Source organism: Geobacillus sp. GHH01, from assembly GCF_000336445.1.
In the GTDB taxonomy this organism is placed as follows: domain Bacteria; phylum Bacillota; class Bacilli; order Bacillales; family Anoxybacillaceae; genus Geobacillus; species Geobacillus zalihae.
In genome coordinates this window covers 356,044-378,111 of sequence record NC_020210.1, presented here as the reverse complement: position 1 = coordinate 378,111, position 22,068 = coordinate 356,044, and the positions used below count along the sequence as shown (strand labels likewise).

The following is a 22,068-nucleotide window of genomic DNA, read 5'->3' as shown; positions in this document are numbered from 1 at the left end:
TTTTAGCAAAAACCTCTTTGTCTTCCAAAATAGTGGAACCCCTCCGAACATTATGTTATAACGAAAATGGAACCTTTTTACTAGGAACCGCGTATTCCCAAACGAGACGGAACATAACCAAAAAGGGGGAGAACCTATTGTTCAAAAAACTATTAAGCTCCATCGGCATCGGTGCCGCCACTGTTGATACGAAGCTCGCCAAAGCGCAATATGTCCAAGGCGAAACCGTCGAAGGGGTTGTCGACATTCGCGGCGGCAGCGTCGAGCAGCATATCGATGAAATTTATTTGGCATTAGTCACAACGTACATCCGCGAAATCGATGATAAGAAATTCGAAGAAAAAGCCGTACTGGCGCGCTACAAAGTAAGCGGTCCGCTGACGATCGGGCCGAACGAAATGAAAACGATCCCGTTTCAATTCGCTTTGCCGTACGACGTGCCGGTCACGATCGGCACGTCGCGTGTATGGCTGCAAACCGGCCTTGACATTAAAATGGCGCTCGACCCGCAAGACCGCGACTATCTCACGATTGAACCGCACCCACTCGTCGCCGCGTTTGTTGACGCAGCCCGCCAATTAGGCTTCCGCCTCCACCACGTCCAATGCGAACAAGCGCCGCGCTATTGGCAACGGCGGCTGCCGTTTGTCCAAGAGTTTGAATTCAAGCCGGCAAGCGGACCGTTTAAAGGCCGACTTGACGAACTGGAGGCCATTTTCTTTGTCTCCGAGCATGGGGTTGAAGCCATTTTAGAGATTGACCGCAAAGCGCGGGGGATCACTGGATTGCTCGCAGAGGCGCTTGACATGGACGAAACGTTCGTCCGGTTTGCCTACGGACCGAACGATGCTCCTTCCTTGCCTCAGCTTTTGGCAGACGCCCTTCAGCGCTACAGCTAAAAACAGCGCTGTTCGCGCAAAGCCAAGAAAGTTCGTTCGGACCAATCAAACAAAATCGCCTGCTTCGCTGCCTGGCCCTGCAAACTTTCAACTTGCACTGTCCATCGTCTTCGCAAAAAGCGGCTATGGACAAACAATTGTCCCGACTAGCATAAAGGGAGCGGCGCAACAGTCCGCTGTTGGGCCGACCCCCGTTTCGTTTCACTCCTTCAGAAAATCAGGGTCTTCGTAGCGCGGATTCGGATAGCGGTAGAAGCCTTCCCCCGTTGTGACCCCAAGCTTTCCTTGATCGATAAACTCCGTTTTCAATCGTTCCGCCAATCTCCGCGCCTCCTTATCACCCGCTTTCGCTTTGGCGCTGACGATGTTGTAAACCGTATTGATGCCGACGACGTCCATGATCGCAAACGGCCCCTTCGGCGAGCCGGTGGCGATCATCCACGTTTTGTCGATAATTTCCGGATCAGCGACATCCCGGATGTACAAACTTTGCGCTGCATCCAGAAACGGCACGAGCAGCGAGTTCAAAATGTAGCCGGGCTGCTCTTTATGCAATGGCAGCGGCACCATCCCGATCGCCCGGGCAAACTCGATGACCGCTTGAAACACCTTCTCGTCCGTTCCTGGATGCTTCATCACTTCCGCCGTGTTGTGGAGCCAAATCTCATTCGCAAAATGAAGGGCCAAAAACTTTTCCGGCCGTCCGGTCGCCTCCGCGAACTGGCTCGGCAACATCGTTGATGTGTTCGTCGCAAAAATCGTTTTCTCCGGCGCGCACTGCCCGAGCTTTTTGTAAAACTCCATCTTAATGTCCGCGACTTCTGGAACAGCCTCAATGACCAAATCGGCATCACGCACCGCTTCGGCCAAATCGGTATAATAGGAAATCCGCTCGTACGCAGCGCGGACGTCCGCTTCGGAAGCGCCCAAATCTCCCTGATAGCGCTTCATCAATTCCTGAAAGCGTCCTTTTGCCTTTTCAATCGCTTCATCATTGATGTCGTATACAGATACCTCAAATCCTTTAAACGCCGTTTGAAACGCGATTTGGCTGCCTAACACGCCGCTTCCGGCGACAGTAATATGTTGGAAATCCATTGTTCATCCCTCCAATGTGATTCGTTCGACGTTTCGGTCATCCTACTTGGAAATACATCGGCGGTTTTTCATTTCCACCCTGCCCCTTCGGTAGCCGTTCATCTATGACGAGGTGTCATCTGCCTGCTTTATTATTCCCCATATGGCTCCGCATATGGCTTCGTTCCGATCCAAATGTCGGCGTCTTATACAGCTGGCACCTTTTTCGGCCTTTCCCGAAACGCACAAAAAAATGGTACAATAGCCTTTGGCGGTTTTCCCCACGATATTCACCATTTTGGAGGAGTTAGCTATGCAAAACATCGCCGGAAATTCGCAAAACGGTCATTCTTCACGCCCCGATTGAACGTGTATGCGAAACGCCCGTTTCCTTCATTAGGAAGCGGGCGCTCCTTTTTATTATGTGGATTTAACGAGCAGTGCGCAACACTCCACATGCGCCGTGTGCGGAAACATGTCCACCGGCTGCACGGTTTTCAATGTATAGCCGAACGGGACTAGCTCCGTAATGTCTGACGCAAACGTCTCCGGATTGCAGGAGACATACACAACCCGCTCCGGCTGCGCCCGGCCGATTTTGCGCATCACTTTTCCGCCTGCGCCAGAACGCGGAGGATCCAAAAGCAGCAGCTCCGGCCGCCCGAACTGCTCCAACACGTCATCAATCCCGCGCCGTGCATCCCGCGCCAAAAAGTACGTATTGTCAACGCCGTTGTCTTTCGCGTTTCGTTTCGCCGACTCGATCGACGTTTCCACAATTTCAATGCCCGCCAACGCCTTCACCCGCTTGGCGAACGGCAAGGAAAACGTGCCGACTCCGCAGAAGAGATCGATCATTTTCTCATGGGGCTTGGGCTCGCCCATCTCCAACGCCAGTTCAACCAATTTGGCCGCCTGCACCGGGTTCGTTTGGAAAAACGTATCAAACCAAAGACGGTAGCGGAACCCGCACAATTCATCGTAAATGAAATCCCGTCCGGCCAGCACGTGCGTTCGTTCCGCCTGGGTGCGGTCGGCCCACGCCCGATTCTCCAGCCAAAGCAAACTTTTCACGTCCGGGAGCGCCTTCGTGATCCGCTCCGTCAAATCAGCCGCCGCTTCTTTCAGATCCCCTTCCGGCGCCTCGGTCGCAAAGAGCGCCACCATCACCTCTCCTGTCGCAAACGACTCGCGCACCATGACGTGGCGAAGCAGCCCTTCATGGGTGTCTTTGTGATACCCAGGCAGCTGATGATCGCGCGCCCAACGCGCCACCTCCATAGCGGCTTTGACGATCTTCTCGCCGGCAATGAGACATGTCTCCAACGAAATGACTTGCCGGAAATTCCCTTGCTCGTGCAGTCCAAGCAGGCCCTCAGGAGAGAACGTAAACTCCATTTTATTGCGGTAATGCCACGGATGTTCCATCCCGATCGTCTCGCGGACAACGCCAGGGTCAAATCCGTGCTCTTTCAAGAGCGTCTTGACATGCTCCGTTTTATGGCGCAGCTGTCCCTCATAGCGCCAGTGCTGCCAGACACAGCCGCCGCAGCGGTCAAAGTGTGGGCACGACGGCTCAAGTCGTTCCGGATGCGGCTCGATCACTTCTTCCAACCGCGCCTGAACTCTGCGCCGTTTTGGCTCATCGACAACGACTCGCACCTTCTCACCGGGAAGTGTAGACGGAATGGCGAGTTTAAGCTTCTTTCTCTTTCCGTCCTCTTCATGCCAAACGACGGCTTGTCCAATTCCTTTTTTATCCAACTGATGAATGTCCGTAATGAACGATTGTTTTGCGCTGTCTGTCAATGGCTTTCCTCCTTCCGAGATGAGCGATGTGTTGTCACTCTTTATGTATTGTACACGATCAACGGACGAATCCAAAGAAACTTCGCGCAATGGAACAGTGTTCCCCAAACTGTATAATAAAGAAAAGCCTAAGCTGGCAATGTACGTCCGTATTCTCTTAATCAATGGAAAGGGTACAAACAATCGCCATCGCTTGCGGCCCTTCCATTTGATTTTAACACCAAAAGGTGATATATTTATTTTAAAACCTATTGGTGTCATATCCAATGAATGGAGGAGTTCTTGTGGAAACAAAGCAAACGTTGCCGGAAATCCGCAAAACAATCGTATTGAATGCCCCCATTGAAAAAGTATGGAAAGCGGTGGCGACATCCGAAGGTATTGCGGCGTGGTGGATGCCGAATACGTTTGAGCCGATTTTAGGTCACCAGTTTGTTTTGCACGCAGGGCCATTCGGCGATTCGCCATGCAAAGTGACGGAGCTCGATCCACCTAACCGCTTAGGGTTTGACTGGGGAAAAGATTGGCACCTTACGTTTGAATTAAAAGCATTAGAAGACGGAAAAACAGAATTCACCCTGATCCATTCCGGATGGGATGCGGACAAAACAACCGAATTTGGGCAGCCTCACACAGTCGTTCGCAAGATTATGGATGACGGGTGGGAGAACATTGTCAACCAAAAACTTCCCGCATATCTCGAAGGATAAACGGACCGTTTCCGCGCCGAAGCACGATGTGTTTCACGCCATCGCCGATCCGACTCGCCGCCAGATGTTGCAGCTGCTGGCCGACAACGAATTGTCGATTGCCGCGATTGCCAAATCCTTCCCAATCAGCCGCACAGCTGTCAATAAACATCTTCGTGTGCTTTCGGAAGCAGGTTTGGTCAGCTGTCGGAAAACTGGACGCGAAACAAGGTACAGGCTAGAGCCCGAACCTCTCGCCGAACTGAAAACGTGGCTTTCCTTCTTTGAACCGTATTGGGATGAACGGCTTGCAGCTCTCAAGCATTTGGTGGAAGCGGATGAGGAGTCATCATGATGACAAAAATCGCACGGATTCACGGGGGCGCAAAAACGGGTCAAGCGACAATCTATACGCCCCCTATCGCTCTGTAAGGAAGGAGAAGAAAAGAATGGAACCTTTCATCTCTTGCCCGCAATGCACAAATCCGATTACAGTCAAGGACGTCATGCGCTTTTCCTCGCCTTGGACGATGAAATGTCCATATTGCGATGTGAAGCTGAAAGAAACGCGGGTCACCCCGTTTTTGCTGCTGGCCGCCGCATGCATCGTCCCGTTGTTTCTTTTCATCACCGTCCGAATCAAGACATATGCTGCAGCTTATTGGCCAATCATCGATCACGTACCGACAATCATCGTGTTTCTTGTTACACTCTATCCCATTTATTGGCTTTACGAGCGCACCAACGCCACAATCCTATGCAAAAAAGGGCGCTTTCAGGTAAAAAAAAAGATGTAGCGCCTCCGAAATGGGAAAAGGAACGTTGCGATTCGCAACGGCATGTACAAGTTTGAAACCGGCCCATCACTGACCATCCTAGAAAACGTCTAACGAAAGTGTTCCTTAATCCATATAGATGATGATGAAAAAAGGGTGTCCCGCTGCGTTCGGGACACCGTCGACTCCAACCAATCAACCTGTTACAATGCCTTCCCTTTCTTTTCTTCCCATCTCTTATATCCATTTTCCCAGAATTCCGCGTTCTTGATTCCGTATTTCGACGCGTTGAACTCCGGATCTTTCCCTTGCTTCAGCTGTTCTTCGTAATCTTTCAAGGCCATATAGGCCGGTTTAAACAACAACAAGATCGCAATCAAGTTGAGCCACACCATGATGCCAAGCCCGATGTCGCCCATCGCCCACGCCGTCGTCGCCGTTTTGACCGTTCCATAGAACGTGGCCGCCAAAAAGATGAGCTTCAAGGCAAAGAAGGCCGTTCCCCTCTTTTCACTGCGCACCAAATAGGCGAGGTTCGTCTCGGCAATATAGTAATACGCGTACATCGTCGTAAACGCGAAGAAGAACAGAGCGATCGCAATAAAGGCCGACCCGAATCCCGGGAAGAGCGTGTCCACCGCCGCCTGCGTATACCCTGCGCCCGGTTCCACCCCTTTCAAATGCTCGACAATCGTCTCTCCCGTTTTTTCATTGATCACATTGTATTGACCTGTAAACAAAATCATCAGCGCCGTCGCCGTCACGACCAAGAACACGTCCAAATAGATCGAAAATGCCTGCACAAGCCCCTGCTTCGCCGGGTGGGACACTTCCGCCGCCGCTGCCGGGTGGGCGCCCGTCCCTTGCCCCGCTTCATTCGCATAAAGGCCGCGTTTGACCCCCCACATCACCGCCGAACCAAGAATGCCGCCAAACACTTGATCAGCGCCAAACGCGCTTTTGAAAATCAAACCAAACACATCCGGGACTTTCTCAATATTGGCCGCAATAATGGCAATCGCGACCAACAAATAGCCAACTGCCATAAACGGCACGACAATTTCCGCCGTTTTCGCGATCCGCTTCACTCCGCCAAAAATCGTAAAGCCAAGAACGGCAATCACGAAAATTCCCGTCACCAATTTCGGAATGCCAAACGCATTCGAAAAGCTGTCGGCAATCGAGTTTGCTTGAATTCCCGGCATCAGCACCGCCATCGAGAGAATGATCGCCGCGGCGATCACCACCGCAAACCATTTCCAGCCAAGGCCTTTTTCAATGTAGAACGCCGGACCGCCGCGGTATTGTCCGTCTTGTTCCTCTTTATAAATTTGCGCCAGCGTCGACTCGACATACGCGGTCGCCGCTCCGATAAAGGTGATCACCCACATCCAAAAGACCGCGCCCGGCCCCCCGTACGCAATCCCCGTCGCCGTCCCGGCCACGTTCCCGACGCCGATGCGGCCGGACAACGACATCGTCAACGCCTGGAAAGAAGACACCCCGGCCTCAGAGCTTTTCCCCGTCGTCACAAGCCGGACCATCTCTTTCGCATGGCGGATTTGCAGGAAACGGGTGCGAATGCTAAAATACAAACCGCAACAAACAATGAATGCAATCAAAAAAGGACTCCATAGCCACCCGTTCACCGTTTCTACAAGCTTTTCAATCAACCCAATCCCTCCTATGCCAGCTGATTATTTTTGTTGTACAACACACAACTTAAATAATATTATAAATATTACACATTTCAGCTTCAATATTTTTTTCATATATCATTCTTTTCTGCATTTTCTTTATATTTCCCGCGCTTGTCCTCGTGTAGAAAAATGAACGACTTTCTTCGCTTTTTTTAAAAATAACTTTGAAGCCCAAAAATGATAGATGAGGCAAGACAGAGAAATCCGCCTCGAACGGTCCCCTAATGCCAGTCCTTGAGGCCTTGAGCGCGAGCCCCATCTCCCCCAATGATCCCCATCTGAATCGCCGCAAACGCAAAGCCGAACACACAGAACAGCGTGTTCGGCTTTGGCTGTTGTTACATATAGCCGATGAGAAACACGACAAAACCGGCCAATCCGACCGATGCGACGAAGAGGCCAAAGGCGATCCGTTTCGCGGCTTTGCTCTTTTGGACAACACCATACACGAACAACACGATCGACATGACCAACAAAAGCAAAATGAGAGACGAAATGCTCACGTTCAGCGCTCCTTATCGTGCACTGCCCCTAGGAAAGACAGCGCATCTCCATCCGTGCCATCACAACCAGCGATTGATCCATTCCCGCGAGAACCTCTTCCCGGTTGATGCCGCCCATCGCTCACGCCCCCGCAATTTCTTCCGAATTTCGGTTAATCTCATCGATAATGCGAATAATCTTCCGCGCGTCATCCATGTTGTCTTGAAAGAGTTCAACAATGCTGCCGACGGTTTTGAACGGTTCCTCCTGAAGCACCCGCTTGTCCATGACCCCATTTTTCACAAAGTAATCGACGATCAATTTGACAAAGCGGCTTTGTTGGATGTTCAACCGTTCGCTTGATAAAAATTCGGAAAACGCTTCGTTGGCGGCCTGTGGGTCAAGGCCGACGATTTGGCGGACGAGCTTTGTAATCGGCGTGTCTCCGAATTCTCTTTGATAATCGTCTTTTGTGCCAAGCTCGCTCCAAAGGATATGCTCGAGCGTTTTCAAATCTTGCACCGTTAACTTTTTGTTGTTTCGCAGCTTGTAAATGGCCATCTGATCGCGGTGTTCGTGCAGATAATGTTCCACCTTTTTCCGATAATTTTTCAGATCATTGACATTAAACATCGGGCCGTTTTCTTTGACCTCTAAAATTTGGTCTTTAAAGTTCGTATAGTAAATTTTTTGCGTTTCTTTTTCAAGGAATTTGACTAAGTCACGCAACGCTTCGCGAACGGCTTCCAATTCGAAAATATCGGCTTCGATCCAAAACTCTTCCGTCTGCACCTTTTCGATGATATATTTTTGTTCCATCACTTGAGGAATTGAACCGAGCTTAGATAACGCCTCTGCGGTGCGAATCACACTCCGAATCGGCTTTGTGGCATTTTTCGTTTGCAGCTTCGCCAATTCGATCGTGTACATGAGTAAATCAAAACGTTTCGCCAATTCATCATCGTTTAGCGGAACAATCAGCGGCGAAATATGTTCTTTGATTTCATTAACATCTATCGCTGTTAAGGAGTCCCATTTAGTCCGGTTTTTAAACTTGTGTACGTATTGAATATGTTGGCGTACGCGGAAGTTTTCTTCGTTTAACTTATTGATTTTCGCTAGCACCTCGTCAATCAATTCATTGCGATAGGCAATATACTCTTCTTCTTGGTACTGTAAATGCTGAAGCTCCTTAATGATATCGACTTTGGCGTTAAACAGGCGCTCGGTTAAACTTTCCACCGCTTTTCCTTCGATTCCTTTTGGATTTTCGCGGAAAAACTCAAAGTTGCCGCAATAATCAAAAATAAGGAAATGTGTTTTATCTTGCCCGACTCCGAATAAGTCTTTGCATAAACGGGTTCCGCGCCCAATCATTTGCCAAAACTTTGATTTGGAGCGTACTTTTTTAAAGAACACAAGGTTGACGACTTCCGGAATATCCACTCCAGTATCGAGCATATCGACCGATACCGCAATTTGCGGCCATTTGTTGCGGTCGGAAAAATCATCGATTAATGTTTGGTAGTAGTTCACGCTGTAATCAATGACCCGTGCAAAGCCTCCCTTGTATTCAGGAAACAATTGATCAAAGCGCTCCACGATTCGTTCCGCATGGCGATGGTTTTTCGCAAAAATAATCGTTTTGCCGAGTTTGTCTCCGCCTTCGACGCGAATTCCTTTTTCCATTAAATCTCTCAGTACCGTATCAATCGTATCGTCATTAAACAGCCATTCGTTTAACGCGGCACTGTCAATGTCCTCGCCTACTTCATCATCAAATGTTTCTTCATATCGTTCTTTTTCTTCATCCGATAACTCATCGTAATGAATGCCCTCTTCAAGAAATTTAAGCTTTGTTTCAATGGTACGATAATCCACTAAATAGCCATCTTGAACCGCTTGATCTAACTCATAGGCATAGGTCGGCACACCGTTTTCTAAATCAAACACTTCATATGTATTGCGGTCAATTTCGTCCTTTGGTGTAGCGGTAAGCCCAAGCAATATCGCGTCAAAATAGTCAAAAATTGCTCGGTACTTCTTATAAATACTGCGGTGGGATTCATCGACGATAATTAAATCAAAATGCCCGACGGTAAAGAGGCGTTTGCCGTCTTTTCGTTTCGCTTCGTCAATCGCGTTCATCATTGTCGGGTACGTCGAAAACACCATCCGACTTTCTTCCGGATTATCTTTATTATCGAGCAAATTGCAAAGCGTCAAGTTCGGTAGCAAATGGCTAAAGCTATTTTTCGCTTGCGTTACCAGCGTTTTGCGGTCCGCTAAAAACAAAATATTTTTCACCCAATTATGACGGGTAAGAACATCGACAATCGAAATCGCCGTCCGAGTTTTGCCACTCCCCGTCGCCATGACAAGCAACGCTTTGCGCCGTTTGTTCTCAAGCGCGTCACATACGGCTAAAACCGCTTCTTTTTGGTAATAGCGATTCGTTATGTTGTCATTGATTTGCACATTTTTTAGCGGCTTCTTCATCGTCCGACGATCAATAAGCAAGCTTAATTCTTCCTTATTGTAAAAGCCGGAAACCTTCCGCGCCGGATAGTTCAGATCGTCCCAAATATACGTTTCAAAACCGTTTGTGTAAAAAATGATCGGACGTTGGCCGTGCATTTTTTCAATACAGTCGGCATATAGTTTGGCTTGTTGCTTTCCTTTGTTCGGGTCAGCGGTTGTCCGTTTCGCTTCGATAACCGCAAGCGGCTTTCCGTTGTCGCCAAAAAGAACGTAATCGACATAGCCGACTCCTTCTTGATTCGGCATGCCAACCACAGGATATTCCACAACAACGTCCTTTTTAAATTCCCAACCCGCTAACTTTAAATCTAAATCAATGTATTTCTTTCTAGTTTCAAATTCGCTTAATTCGTCCACTTGGAAGTGATACTCTTTTGTATTCGCTTCCCGTTTGGCGGTGAGAAGAGCGCGGAGCTGTTCGTTTTCTTTCATCATTTCCTCAAGACGCTTGTCTTTCGAACTTAGCCGCTCGTATAAATCTTTCAGCTCTTCCGGACGCTCGCGCTTTTCCTCGCCGATTGGCAGCAACGATTCATCAAAATCTGTAGCAGTGTATTCGTCAGAATAACAATAATCAATCCATGACACAAACTGATGAAGATGATGCAGGGAAAGAATCGCTTCTTCCCTCGTAATCATCGAGTTCGTATGAACCGCGACATTTCCCAGTTTGACAATGTAACGCAACAACGGCAACAAGTCTTCATCAATAATGGACAAAAAGACGTTGTCATGAATCAAGCTGGAAAGATTATCTTGATACGGAACTTTTAAAGCGCTATCAAAGCTGTACACCCACTTCACCGCCAGCTCCAGCGCACGGCGCGTCAAAATCGCGCACGTCGCCGGACTCACAACCAAACTTTTCTCCGCCTCTAAACACGCATTCGTAAAACTCTCATAATGAGGTTTGCCTATTAAAAAATGAAAGTTGGATAACAATAAACGCCCCTCCTTTGACCGAAACTAACCTTCTAATCGTTGAACAATTCTCCCTTAAATGCGCGTTGCATAAGGGAATTAAACATATTTTGTATCTCTGCTTGACTTTTTAAAAGAAGTTCTTTCTTTAAGTTTATTTGTTGTATAGTAGCTGCAAATAATTCCTGTAACTCTAAAGGTGGAATAATGATCTCAAGTTCTTTTAAATTTTTTAAAGGAAGCTGCGGTTGAGAAGATCCTGTTTGTGTTTTCTTTAAAACTAATTGAAAGCTATTAGATGTATAAAGTTGCTGGAAAAAAATTCGATTAACATTTTTCAATCTAAGAATCGCCATTTGAGCATTTATGAACCCTGTGTCATAACCTTCTTCATCAAAAATGACTATATTCCCAATGGATCCCCTCAGTGTAACAATTAAATCTCCCCGTCTTAATTTTCCTTTTCTCAATTGACTAAACTTTTCCTTTGTAATATACGTTACTTTCGATAAGTCTAATTTGTTGTTCACAAAGTTTGAGGTAGACAAAAAAAGTATACCTTCACTAACAAGCTCATGTTGCTTCGGATAGTTTTCACCTCGATCTCCATCCTCAATTTCCGCAATATCTTTTAATTTCTTAACATCCCATCCCTTTGGATTACTTACTGGATCCCCAAACATCTCCAAAAACACACTTTGCGTTAATTGATCTAACGCTTCAATTTGAGCTTTTCGTTTGTCAATGAGTTCTTGGGCTTTATCTAGTACAGAAACAATGCGCTTCTGTAAGTCTATACTAGGGATTGGAATTACAACTTCTTTTAAAAATTTAAAATGACGATTATATCCTGTGTCTGGTATATTCACTGTGCGAAGATAATAATAAATGTATTTCGTAAGAACTTCTTCCTCCGAGAATACATTTTTTAGTAGTTTTGCACCATCTGCGCCTATAAATATAGGAAAATCAATATACTTTAATATTCTTGTATGATCACCAAATATGATTAATGGAGATTTATCATAGATACCGTCTCCATCATTGGTAAAACCAGCAATATAGTCTTTTCCCTGATCAATAATTGGATAACTTCCTTGTGCAAGGTATTCCTCTTTTTTTATTTTTTTTGCATTCTTAGTTTCATCTCTTAAAACATCGCTAAATTTTAATAACTTCCAATTGGGATTTTTTTGCAAACTTCTTAAAGATTTCTTGTCCTGATATTTACTAAACATAGCATCACTCTATCCCTTTATTAAGTTTTTTAATTCCTCTAATCCATTTATAATTTCTTTTTCCAAGGCTTCCACTTTTTCAAGTATCACACTTGGCGCTTCATACTGTACTTCTTCATACTCAATCTCTTTATATCTATTAATCGAAAGGTCATAATCGTTTTCGCGAATTTCTTCCACCGGCACGAAGAACGACTGCTCCGTGCGTTTCCGTTCTTTCTCTGCTTCACGGTTATGGAAGCGCGCAATGATATCCGGAATATCGTTTTCCTCAATCGGTGTGCGCTTGTCATCCAATGAGTAGCCGTCCGCTTTCATGTCATAGAACCATACTTGATCCGTGCCGCCGACTCCTGTTTTCGTGAAAATCATAATCGCCGTCGAAACGCCGGCGTATGGTTTAAACACGCCGCTTGGCATGGAAATAATTGCTTCTAATTTATGATTTTCCACAATTTCTTTGCGGATGTCTTTATGCGCCTTCGAGCTGCCGAACAATACCCCATCTGGCACGATGCAGGCACAGCGTCCGCCTGTTTTTAAGATGCGCAGGAATAAGGCCAAGAATAAAAGCTCCGTTTTCTTTGTCTTTGTAATTTTTAACAAGTCGCTTGAAACCGCCTCATAATCTAGTGAACCTTTAAAAGGCGGATTCGCAAGGACAAGCGTGTATTTGTCTTTATCTTTGTTTTGCTCAGAAAGTGAATCGCGGTATTCAATATTCGGATTTTCAATGCCGTGGAGCATCATGTTCATCGCGCCAATCCTTAGCATCGTCCGGTCCATGTCAAAGCCGTAGAACATGTGGTTGTTAAAGTGTTCTTTTAAACTTTGCACGAAAAACAGATCGCTGCGGTGCTTGCGCAAATATTCGCCCGCCGCCACCAAAAACCCCGCCGACCCCGCCGCCGGGTCGACGATGATGTCTTCCGGCGTCGGTTTCATCAGTTCGACCATCATTTGAATGATATGGCGCGGGGTGCGGAATTGGCCGTTCGTGCCCGCCGTGGCGATTTTCGATAACAAATACTCGTACAAGTCGCCTTTCGTATCGCGGTCTTTCATCGGAATGCGGTCAATGCCGTCGACGATTTTGACGAGCATTTGCGGCGTCGGGATCATGAAAATGGCGTCGCCCATATATTTTGCATAGGCCGATTCCCGATTGCCGTGCAAGTTTTTGATGAACGGAAACACTTCATTGGACACGACATCGTACATATGGGCGGCTTCAAAATGTTTGAATTTGCTCCAGCGCAAGTGTTGCTTATCGGGAGGAAAGATGCGTTCCGATTCAATGCCGAGCAGCGCATCCTCCTGCTCACGCTGTGTTTCGACTTCATCCAAGCCTTTGATGAACAATAAGTAGGTAAACTGTTCAATGACCGTCAGCGGGTTCGTAATCCCGCCTGTCCAAAACGTTTCCCATATTTTATCGACTTTATGGCGCAATTCGCCTGTGAGCATGGCTTCTATGTACCTCCTTGTGATTTCCAATCTCCATTATATACGGTTTTCGGTACAAAAGGGGAAGAAAAATACGTTTTATGCCGGTTGACGCTCAGGAAGACAGAGGGTGACATTTGGGGCAAAGAAACTCCGACTGTGCTTTGCATGAAGCGGGAGTCGTTCACCATAACCGTTCGAGGAACACTTGCAAGTGTTGTGGATTCTCAATAGGATGAATCTCATCCAGCCCCCAGTTTTGCAGGCGGATGAAATCTTTATCATGTCATTCGTGTCGTCATGGCCGTTTGCCCAATTCGACTGCAAACAACAAGGCCGGATCCACCGGCCCGTTGTCTTATCTCAACCGAATTTTCGCCACACACTCCACATGCGCCGTGTGCGGAAACATGTCCACTGGCTGGACTTCGATCGTTTCGTAGCCGCCGTCTTCTAGGATGCGCAAGTCGCGGGCGAGCGTCGCCGGGTTACACGAGACGTAGACGACGCGCGGCGGTTTCATGGCGATGATCGTCTCAAGCAGCGCGGCGTCACAGCCTTTGCGCGGCGGGTCAACGACCAAGCAGTCGGCGCGGATGCCTTCTTGATACCAACGCGGGATGACGTCTTCGGCGGCGCCGACTTCGAAGGTGACGTTTTGGATGCCGTTGAGTTTGGCGTTGCGCTTGGCGTCTTCGATCGCTTCGGGGACGATTTCGACGCCGTAGACGTGTTTCGCTTTACGCGCCAAAAAGAGCGAGATCGTGCCGATGCCGCAGTAGGCGTCGATCACCGTCTCCCGCCCGGTCAGCTCCGCGTATTCGAGCGCTTTGTCATACAGCACTTTCGTCTGTTCGGGGTTGACTTGGTAAAACGAGCGGGCCGAGATGGCGAATTGAATGCCGCCGATGCGGTCGGTGATGAACTCGCTTCCCCATAACACCCGCGTTTTGGCGCCGAAAATGACGTTCGTCCGCTCGGGGTTGACGTTTTGCACGATCGATTTCACGCCCGGAATGGCGCGGACGATGTCACGGACAATGTCCTGTTCGTGGGGCAGATGGTCCGTGCGGGTGACGAGCACGACCATCACCTCGCCAGTTGACGCGCCGTAGCGGGCGACAATATGGCGAAGAACGCCCTTGTGCGTGGTTTCGTCGTATGGGGGAATACCATAGCGCTCGGCGATGCGCTTCACGGCCTGGACGACGACATCGTTCGCCTCTTGCTGGATGAGGCAGGCGTCCATATCGATGATTTCATGCGTCCGCTCCTTGTAAAAGCCCGCCACCAAGCCCCCTTCGCGCTCGCCAACGGGCACTTGCGCCTTGTTTCGATACCGCCATGGGTTCTTCATCCCGATGACGGGATGGACGGTGACGCCTTCTAGCTTGCCGATGCGGGCGAGCACTTCTTTCACCTGCTTTTCCTTCGCTTTCAGCTGGCCTTCGTAGCTGAGGTGTTGCAGCTGGCAGCCGCCGCATTGGCGATAGACGGGGCACGGCGGCTCAACGCGGTCGGGGCTTGGTTCGTACAGCTCCACGAGGCGGCCGTACCCATACCCTTTTTTCACTTTGATCGCTTTCACCTTCGCCCGCTCGCCGGGAAGCGCGTGTTTCACAAACAACGGAAAACCGTCGACTTTCGCCACCCCGAGCCCGTCGTGGGTCAAATCGGTGAATGTGACGTCATAATACTCGTTTTTGGCGACTGGTGGTTGCTGCTTCGTCATGTCGTTCTCCTTTCTGCCGTTCCTCTGTATATGTAGCGTGCCCTTTATAGGGGAAAGGCATAAGAAAAGAACAGGCTTATCTTCCTGTTCTCACTTGTTCTGCCTTTTCTTTTGGCATCAATACGTCAATATGGCGGCGCAAATTGACGAACTCCCCTGGAAGCATGCCGCCGAATTCGCCGTCTAAGTTCAGCTGCATCGGCGAGTGCACTTTTACCCGGTTCGCTTTCGTGTAAATGACGTGCGGGTCGTTGATGTGCTCGCCGCGCGCCGCGAGGGTGACAAGGCGGATGAATTCGGCCAAGTTCGTTTTCTTGACGATGATAAAATCGAACAGGCCGTCATTCAATGATGAATCGGGTGCCAGTTTTTCAAACCCGCCGACCGAGTTCGTGAGCGAAACCAAAAACATCATAATCTCGCCTTCGAACAGTTTGCCGTCATACTCGATTTGCGCTTCGGTCGCCTTGATGGACGGCAACATCTCGATCCCTTTCAAGTAATAGGCGAGCTGGCCAAGCATCGTTTTCAGCTTGCTCGGCACTTCGTAGGTGAGCTCGGTCAGGCGCCCGCCGCCCGCGATGTTGATGAAATAGCGCGTTTTGTCTTCGTTCGTCACACAGCCGATGTCAATCGGGACGGGCTCGCCCGTGGCGATCACGTCGCACGCCCCTTCAATCGAACGGGGCACGCCGATGGCGCGGGCGAAATCGTTCGTCGTCCCAACGGGAATGACGCCCAGTGTCGGCCGATGCGGCTGATCGGCGATGCCGTTGACGACTTCATTGATCGTTCCGTCGCCCCCTGCGGCGACAACGAGATCAAATTCCCGCAGGACGGCCTGGCGCGCTGCTTCCGTCGCATCCCCCGGCCCTTCGGTGGCGTGGCACGACGTTTCATAGCCCGCCTTTTCCAACCGCACGAGCACATCAGGCAAATGGCGCTTAAACAGCTCCCGCCCTGATGTCGGGTTATAAATGATTCGAGCTCGTTTCATTATTCTCAACCTACTTCCTTTTTTCCATTCCACCCGTTCCCATCATAACGAAACAACGCTTCATGCGCAACTCCGACGAATGTCGTGAACAAGGCGGCGAGAAACAGCGCCCTCGGGTTCAAGCGAAGGGCGCTGTGGGAGGATAGGCATCATTCTGTTGTCTTCGCCTCTTGGGACGATGCTGGCGCACCGAGCGGCTGGACATGGGCCGCTCCACCCTGGGCGACGCTCTCGAGCAGCTGCTTCACATCGATGCCCGTTGACGCTTTCAACGTCTCCTGCAAGCTCGCCATTAAGTTCGTCGCATAGCCCGTGACGCGGTTGGCGCCGCCTCCCGCTCCTGAGCCGGTGTCGACGATCGTCAGCTTCTCGATGTTCGCAAGCGGGCTCGCCACTTGTTTCGCATACTCCGGAAGCATCTTGATGATCATGTCGAGCACCGCAGCCTGGCCATAGCGCTCGAACGCTTCGGCGATCTTTTGTTTCGCTTCCGCTTCGGCGAGGCCTTTCAGTCGGATGATTTCCGCTTCCGCTTCCCCTTTCGCTTTCTCCGCCTCGGCTTTTGCCAACCCGTCGAGTCGGACGCGCTCCGCTTCCGCTTTCGCCAGCGTTTCGACGCGGTACTTTTGCGCATCGGCTTCGGCGATTTGTTTCGCCTTTTCCGCCGCCGCTTTTTGTTCGATCGCATAGCGCTCGGCATCGGCTTTTTTCTTCACTTCCGAGTCGTATTGGCGCTCGCGGCGCAAAATTTCTTTTTCTTCGAGCTCGATTTGTTTTTGCCGCTCGATGATTTTGATTTGCATTTGTTGGGCCATCACTTCTTGTTTCGCCTTCGCTTCCTCCAAATGATACGCCTGGTCGGCGCGCGCTTTGGCGATGTCTTGTTCGCGGCGGAACTCGGCGAGCTTCAGTTGGTTGATTTTCTCCGCTTCGGCGATTTCCGTCAGCCGCTCGAGCTCGGCTTTGCGCGCTTCCTTGTCCGCTTCGGCGCGCTTGATGCGCGTCTCTTTTTCCGCCTCGGCTGTTGCGATGTCGGCGTCGCGCTTCACTTGGGCGATGCGCGGTTTCCCGAGTGCATCAAGGTAGCCGTTTTTGTCGCGCACGTCTTTGATCGTAAACGAGACGATGACGAGCCCCATTTTCGCCAAATCTTGCGACGCGACACGCTGCACTTCTTGCGAAAACTTGTCGCGGTTTTTGTAAATTTCTTCAACAGTCATTGACCCGAGAATGGAACGGAGATGGCCTTCGAGCACTTCTTTCGCTTCGTTTTCCATATCTTGGCGTGTTTTCCCTAAAAACTGCTCGGCCGCGGTCGCGATTTCGCCGATTGAGCTGCCGACTTTAATAATGGCCACCCCGTCCGCCATCACGGGCACGCCTTGTTCGGTGTACACCTCGGGCGTTTGCACGTCAAGCTTGATCGACAATAGGCTCAGCGGCTCAGCCTGTTGGAAAATCGGCACGACGAACGTGCCGCCGCCGCGGACGATTTTGATTTTGTTTCCCGATTCATCGACATGAACGTTTTTGCTTCCTAAGTAGCTGCCCGTCACAATGAGCGCCTCGTCCGGCCCGACGGTGCGGTAGCGGGCGATAAAAATGGCAATAAGTCCGACAAGAAGCAGGACGACGACGCCAATGACAATCAACCATGGTGCAACAGTCATGACATTTCCCCTTTCGTTATGTTAGATAGAAAGCTGATACGGATCGTGCCTCTCCACCACGGCGATGCCGTTTTCCATTTGCACGATGACGACTTCTTCCCCCGCAGCGATTTCCTCGCGATGGAGGCTTTTCGCTGGTTTCGCCACCGCCCCGCTTTTGCGGGAGATGAGAATTTCACCAAACCCATCAGGCGGCACCGGGATGATCACTTTGGCGAGCGTTCCCTCCAAATCGGCGTCCGTATACCCAAGTGACGCCTCAGCCGAACGGAGCGGCAAAAAAACGAAAAAGTGCAACAGCAACACGACAACGAGCGCCGCGCCGATGGCAAGCCATAGAACCAAGCTCGATGCCCAGTCTGTGTACCATTCCGCCAGCAATCCGACCGCGCTGCCAACAATGAAAAACGATAAAACTAGCTGCGGACTGAACAGCGGATGATCAGCCACATCGAACAAACCGTCAAGCACATCGCTGAAGAAAAAATACAAAACCGTCAACAACGCACTGACGACAAGCACCCATCCGTACACAACTTCAGGCGAATGGCTGAACAACTCCCCTCCCTCCTTTCCCCTTCGCTTATACATACGGCGAGGGCAGCCGTTGGTTTCATCATTTTTCCAATGTCATCAAAATTCGACAATCCTCCCTGATTTCCTTCTTCTAACAGCAGAAAAAATGCAGGGAGACCGGCAGGATTTTGCATAGTGCAAGGCGAATCAAGCTATGCGAATCTAAAAACATATCGGGAGGAAGACCATGTCAGAAACGCGCATTGACCACGATCGGCTGTTTAAAGAGTTGTTGAGCACCTTTTTTGAAGAATTTGTTCTCCTCTTCTTTCCTCACGTACACGAACAGATTGACTTTCACTACCTTTCCTTTTTATCAGAAGAAGTGCTGACCGATGTCACCGCGGGTGAAAAACATCGAGTCGATTTATTGGTCGAGACGAAGCTGAGAGGAGAAGATGGACTGATCGTCGTCCACATCGAACATCAAAGCTACATCCAATCCTCGTTTTCAGAGCGAATGTTCATTTATTTCAGCCGCTTGTTTCAAAAACACCGCCGCCGCATTCTTCCGATCGCCATCTTCAGCTATGATGCCATCCGCGATGAACCATCTTCATTCACCGTTTCGTTTCCGTTTTTGACCGTTCTCGATTTCCGTTTTTTGACGGTGGAATTGTCCAAACTCCCATGGCGCACATACATCCGCCATGACAACCCGGTCGCTGCCGCCCTGTTAAGCAAAATGGGGTATAATGAAGAGGAGAAGGTGGAAGTGAAAAAGGAATTTTTGCGCATGCTCACCCGCCTTGAGCTCGATGAGGCGAGACAGCGTCTGTTGTTCGGCTTTTTCGAAACGTATTTGCGGTTATCGGAGGAAGAAGAAGTCCGACTGCGAGATGAGGTGAAGACCGTGGAGGAAAAGGAGGCTGCCAAAGTCATGGAACTTATCGTGTCATACGAACAGAAAGGCATGGAAAAAGGAATGGAAAAAGGAATAGAGAAAGGAATGGAGAAAGCAAAGTTGGATGTTGCGAAACGAATGTTGGCAAAAGGATTTGATGCTGACACGATCCATGAACTGACCGGACTGCCGCTAGAAACGATTGAACAATTGAAGCCATGAGAAGGCAACCCCCTTCTCCCTGAATCATTCGAATGGCCGCCCCCACTCCTTCGAACTTTGAAACATCTTCAGGGAGAAGGTCTTTTCATCGTTCTTCGCTTTATTCCTCTGAAATCCCCAGCCGCTCCAACTCCCGCCCAAGCTGCCCCGTAAGCATGAGCCCGTACATGCGAAAATCGGCCCGAAGCGACCAAAACGGATGGCCGAAGGTGGCGGGCTTGTTTCCTTCAATGAAAAAGTGGCTGAACCAGGCGAGCGCATAGGCGGCCACTGGAGCGCCGAGCAGCCACCACGCGTTCCTCGTCACGATCGCGATGATCACGAACAAAAAGACAAAACTCGTCCCGGCAAAATGCCATCTCCGCGTCGCCGGTTTGCGGTGCTGGGTCAAATAAAAGGGCCAAAACTCTTCATAATCGCGGAATCCCATCTCCCTTTCCCCCTTCGACGGATGCGGCGCGCCGCCACGCCAGCGATGAACGTGGCGATGCCGACAGCCCAGTATCCAATCAACATCCATAACGGCATGCTCGGACCTATCGTTATCCCCTACTCCTATTGTATTTCATCCATCACCTGAAATGTCTGCAAGTTGTGCTTTTGCTTCGGCACGGTAAACTTGGCGGCAAGTTGGCCTGTACGAAGATGGAAAATGTTCATTTCTCCTGCATAGTCCGCCTTGTTCCCCTCCTGCGGCTCAAACAATGCATACACATAGTCGCCGTAAAACCGCGCTTCCCAATACACCAACGGCAGCTCATGCTTCTTCATCACCTTAAACTGATCGTTCAGCGCAAGCCATCCTGACTTTCCCCTCTGGACATAGCTCACCCACAGCGTGTCTCCCTTCACGTAAAGCTGATCGAACTGCGTCTCTTCTTGCCCCATGCCCCAATAGGCCACTCGCCATGAATGCGGATCCACGATGGTGAGGCGAGGTTTCGTGGCGATGACAAGGCGGCCGTGAAAGACCGCCATGGAGCGCGCGAAGGACGTAGGCAACGAAATTTCCTTCACTACGGAACCGCGCTGATCCAACACATACAATACACCGTGCTCCTGTTCCATCGCATCAGCAAACACATAGAAATGCGGCTCTGCACGCAAAACTTGAAGAATGTAAGGAGGAAACCGCTTCGAAAATAGCAATTTTCCCCCTTTCCGGACTTCTAGTTTATGAGTGTTGACATCTTGATTCAGTGAACGAATCTCCCATTCGCCCTCCATCGAGGCAAACGAAAGAGGGCTGGAGACCGCTTCTTGATCGACCAATGTCCATGTGTCTCGATTCAGTCGATAGACATGCCGTCCCGTATAATCTGACCACAACAACAGTTCCTTCGTTGATGAACCACGCGAAAGCTGGGACACCCCAGCAGCTTCTAGCGTCACCACGTTGCGCACGTGCAGTCCATCCGCCTCCACGATATACGAATCTCGCGCAAACGGGTGAGAATACAAAAAGAAGATGCGTCCAAGCGGTTCGTTCGCCGAGCGGCTCTCAGACGGCTCATACGTCCTCACTGAGGAGACGACGGAATCATCCAAACTCTGCACCCCATACACAATGACAGGCGCGGCAGCCGCCAGCACCACCCATATCCATTGTTGCCGCTTCCACCAGGACCGTCCTTCCTTTTGGCCTCCTATGCGTTGGACAAGCCATCCCCAATACCAGACGATGTAAAGAAACAACGCAAGCGACAGCCACGCCCACCATTGCCCCTCGATGAGGGATTGCTGCCAGTAGGCGAACGGATCGACGCCGACCCTGGCGATGGTGTGAAAATTGTTCAGAAAAAAGAGCGGCACTGCGATCACTGCAACGAGCGAATACAAGCGGCGAACCGTTCCTTTCACCAGCATCGCCATACCGACAATCAAGGTGGCTATGCACATAATGTAGTACAACACGGACATCCATAGCGGCGCACTCGGGCCCATTTCAAATCCCCTTTCATCCGTAGTGATGGCCATATTCGATGAGAACCAAAAGAGTTCCTTCCTGTTAGAACGATGTTCCCTTCCTCTGTGAGGGAGCGGCTGTTCAAGTTCAACACACATTTGGCCTGCACCCACAAAGCTCCCCTTCATAATGAATTGTGTTTTCAAGTTGCGGGAAAGAGTGTGGGAACACAGAAGGACGTAACTCTTAGAACGGGATCTCCTCCATTTTTGGGATCATGCCCGCTCAGCTGCAGTCAGTTCGCTTTTGTTATGTTTAGCACTTGAGAATCAATACCTAATTTCTATATACATGCAACATGAAGAGTTAACTTCTCAGTCATCCTGCACACCCTAAGCGTTGCAGCACTTCCTGCGGACGTTCGTGGATGTCGTCCACAAACCGAGCAATGGCCTGGACGATATCGTTTCGATGTTTGTGAAACACATTGGCGATCACGGTGTCTTTCAGCCTTTTCCACAAGCTGAATGCGGGCGTGATCC

At 49.8% G+C, this 22,068-nt stretch carries 18 protein-coding genes; 5 read left to right on the top strand and 13 right to left on the bottom strand.

Going from position 1 to position 22,068, the window contains the following annotated elements:
- Positions 1-137 precede the first annotated feature (137 nt).
- A complete protein-coding gene (locus tag GHH_RS01920) occupies positions 138-899 on the top strand; it encodes a sporulation protein (RefSeq protein WP_015373881.1) in 762 nt (253 codons plus the stop codon).
- Positions 900-1,100: 201 nt separating this feature from the next.
- On the opposite strand, the gene GHH_RS01915 is transcribed toward GHH_RS01920, so the two are convergent.
- Positions 1,101-1,997 carry a 3-hydroxyacyl-CoA dehydrogenase gene (locus GHH_RS01915; protein ID WP_015373880.1) on the bottom strand — a complete coding sequence of 299 codons (897 nt, stop codon included), beginning with the start codon at positions 1,995-1,997 and terminating at the stop codon, positions 1,101-1,103.
- A gap of 399 nt (positions 1,998-2,396) precedes the next feature.
- On the bottom strand, positions 2,397-3,785 hold the full coding sequence (gene rlmD / locus GHH_RS01910; RefSeq protein WP_015373879.1) for a 23S rRNA (uracil(1939)-C(5))-methyltransferase RlmD: 1,389 nt from the start codon (positions 3,783-3,785) through the stop codon (positions 2,397-2,399).
- Between the two features lie 284 nt (positions 3,786-4,069).
- Here rlmD (GHH_RS01910) and GHH_RS01905 point away from each other — a divergent pair, with 284 nt between their 5' ends.
- The 3 genes from GHH_RS01905 to GHH_RS01895 all read left to right on the top strand — a co-directional run bounded on the left by GHH_RS01905 (position 4,070) and on the right by GHH_RS01895 (position 5,271).
- Entirely contained in the window at positions 4,070-4,495 is a 426-nt protein-coding gene (locus GHH_RS01905) for an SRPBCC domain-containing protein (RefSeq protein WP_013144215.1), read from the top strand.
- Positions 4,458-4,829: a helix-turn-helix transcriptional regulator gene (locus GHH_RS01900; protein WP_015373878.1), complete on the top strand. Its 372-nt coding sequence runs from the start codon at positions 4,458-4,460 to the stop codon at positions 4,827-4,829. The genes GHH_RS01905 and GHH_RS01900 overlap by 38 nt, the downstream gene beginning before the upstream one ends.
- A 94-nt stretch (positions 4,830-4,923) precedes the next feature.
- A complete protein-coding gene (locus GHH_RS01895) occupies positions 4,924-5,271 on the top strand; it encodes a hypothetical protein (RefSeq protein WP_015373877.1) in 348 nt (115 codons plus the stop codon).
- A gap of 182 nt (positions 5,272-5,453) precedes the next feature.
- On the opposite strand, the gene GHH_RS01890 is transcribed toward GHH_RS01895, so the two are convergent.
- The 9 genes from GHH_RS01890 to GHH_RS01850 all read right to left on the bottom strand — a co-directional run bounded on the left by GHH_RS01890 (position 5,454) and on the right by GHH_RS01850 (position 18,536).
- A complete protein-coding gene (locus tag GHH_RS01890) occupies positions 5,454-6,923 on the bottom strand; it encodes a sodium:alanine symporter family protein (RefSeq protein WP_015373876.1) in 1,470 nt (489 codons plus the stop codon).
- A 365-nt stretch (positions 6,924-7,288) separates the two neighbouring features.
- Entirely contained in the window at positions 7,289-7,453 is a 165-nt protein-coding gene (locus GHH_RS19065; protein WP_015373875.1) for a hypothetical protein, read from the bottom strand.
- A 121-nt stretch (positions 7,454-7,574) separates the two neighbouring features.
- Positions 7,575-10,916 (bottom strand): DEAD/DEAH box helicase family protein, encoded by a 3,342-nt coding sequence (locus tag GHH_RS01880; protein ID WP_015373874.1) that lies wholly within the window; start codon positions 10,914-10,916, stop codon positions 7,575-7,577.
- Between the two features lie 32 nt (positions 10,917-10,948).
- Positions 10,949-12,133, bottom strand: coding sequence for a restriction endonuclease subunit S (locus GHH_RS01875; RefSeq protein ID WP_015373873.1), 1,185 nt, complete (start codon positions 12,131-12,133; stop codon positions 10,949-10,951).
- Positions 12,134-12,142: 9 nt separating this feature from the next.
- Complete coding sequence (locus GHH_RS01870) at positions 12,143-13,600, bottom strand: class I SAM-dependent DNA methyltransferase (RefSeq protein WP_015373872.1); 1,458 nt, start codon at positions 13,598-13,600, stop codon at positions 12,143-12,145.
- A gap of 337 nt (positions 13,601-13,937) precedes the next feature.
- Positions 13,938-15,311: a 23S rRNA (uracil(1939)-C(5))-methyltransferase RlmD gene (rlmD, locus tag GHH_RS01865; RefSeq protein WP_015373871.1), complete on the bottom strand. Its 1,374-nt coding sequence runs from the start codon at positions 15,309-15,311 to the stop codon at positions 13,938-13,940.
- 76 nt (positions 15,312-15,387) lie between these two features.
- The gene (locus tag GHH_RS01860; RefSeq protein ID WP_015373870.1) at positions 15,388-16,308 is read right to left on the bottom strand and encodes a diacylglycerol kinase; all 921 of its coding nucleotides are present in this window, start codon (positions 16,306-16,308) and stop codon (positions 15,388-15,390) included.
- Positions 16,309-16,457: 149 nt separating this feature from the next.
- Complete coding sequence (locus GHH_RS01855; protein ID WP_015373869.1) at positions 16,458-17,978, bottom strand: flotillin family protein; 1,521 nt, start codon at positions 17,976-17,978, stop codon at positions 16,458-16,460.
- A 21-nt stretch (positions 17,979-17,999) separates the two neighbouring features.
- On the bottom strand, positions 18,000-18,536 hold the full coding sequence (locus tag GHH_RS01850) for an NfeD family protein (protein ID WP_015373868.1): 537 nt from the start codon (positions 18,534-18,536) through the stop codon (positions 18,000-18,002).
- Positions 18,537-18,741: 205 nt separating this feature from the next.
- Between GHH_RS01850 and GHH_RS01845 the strand changes: the two genes are divergently transcribed.
- On the top strand, positions 18,742-19,620 hold the full coding sequence (locus GHH_RS01845; protein WP_015373867.1) for an Rpn family recombination-promoting nuclease/putative transposase: 879 nt from the start codon (positions 18,742-18,744) through the stop codon (positions 19,618-19,620).
- Between the two features lie 100 nt (positions 19,621-19,720).
- Here GHH_RS01845 and GHH_RS01840 read toward each other — a convergent pair whose 3' ends face one another.
- Both GHH_RS01840 and GHH_RS01835 read right to left on the bottom strand, forming a co-directional pair.
- The gene (locus tag GHH_RS01840) at positions 19,721-20,050 is read right to left on the bottom strand and encodes a DUF962 domain-containing protein (RefSeq protein WP_015373866.1); all 330 of its coding nucleotides are present in this window, start codon (positions 20,048-20,050) and stop codon (positions 19,721-19,723) included.
- A gap of 125 nt (positions 20,051-20,175) precedes the next feature.
- The gene (locus GHH_RS01835; protein WP_015373865.1) at positions 20,176-21,564 is read right to left on the bottom strand and encodes a hypothetical protein; all 1,389 of its coding nucleotides are present in this window, start codon (positions 21,562-21,564) and stop codon (positions 20,176-20,178) included.
- Positions 21,565-22,068: the final 504 nt, after the last annotated feature.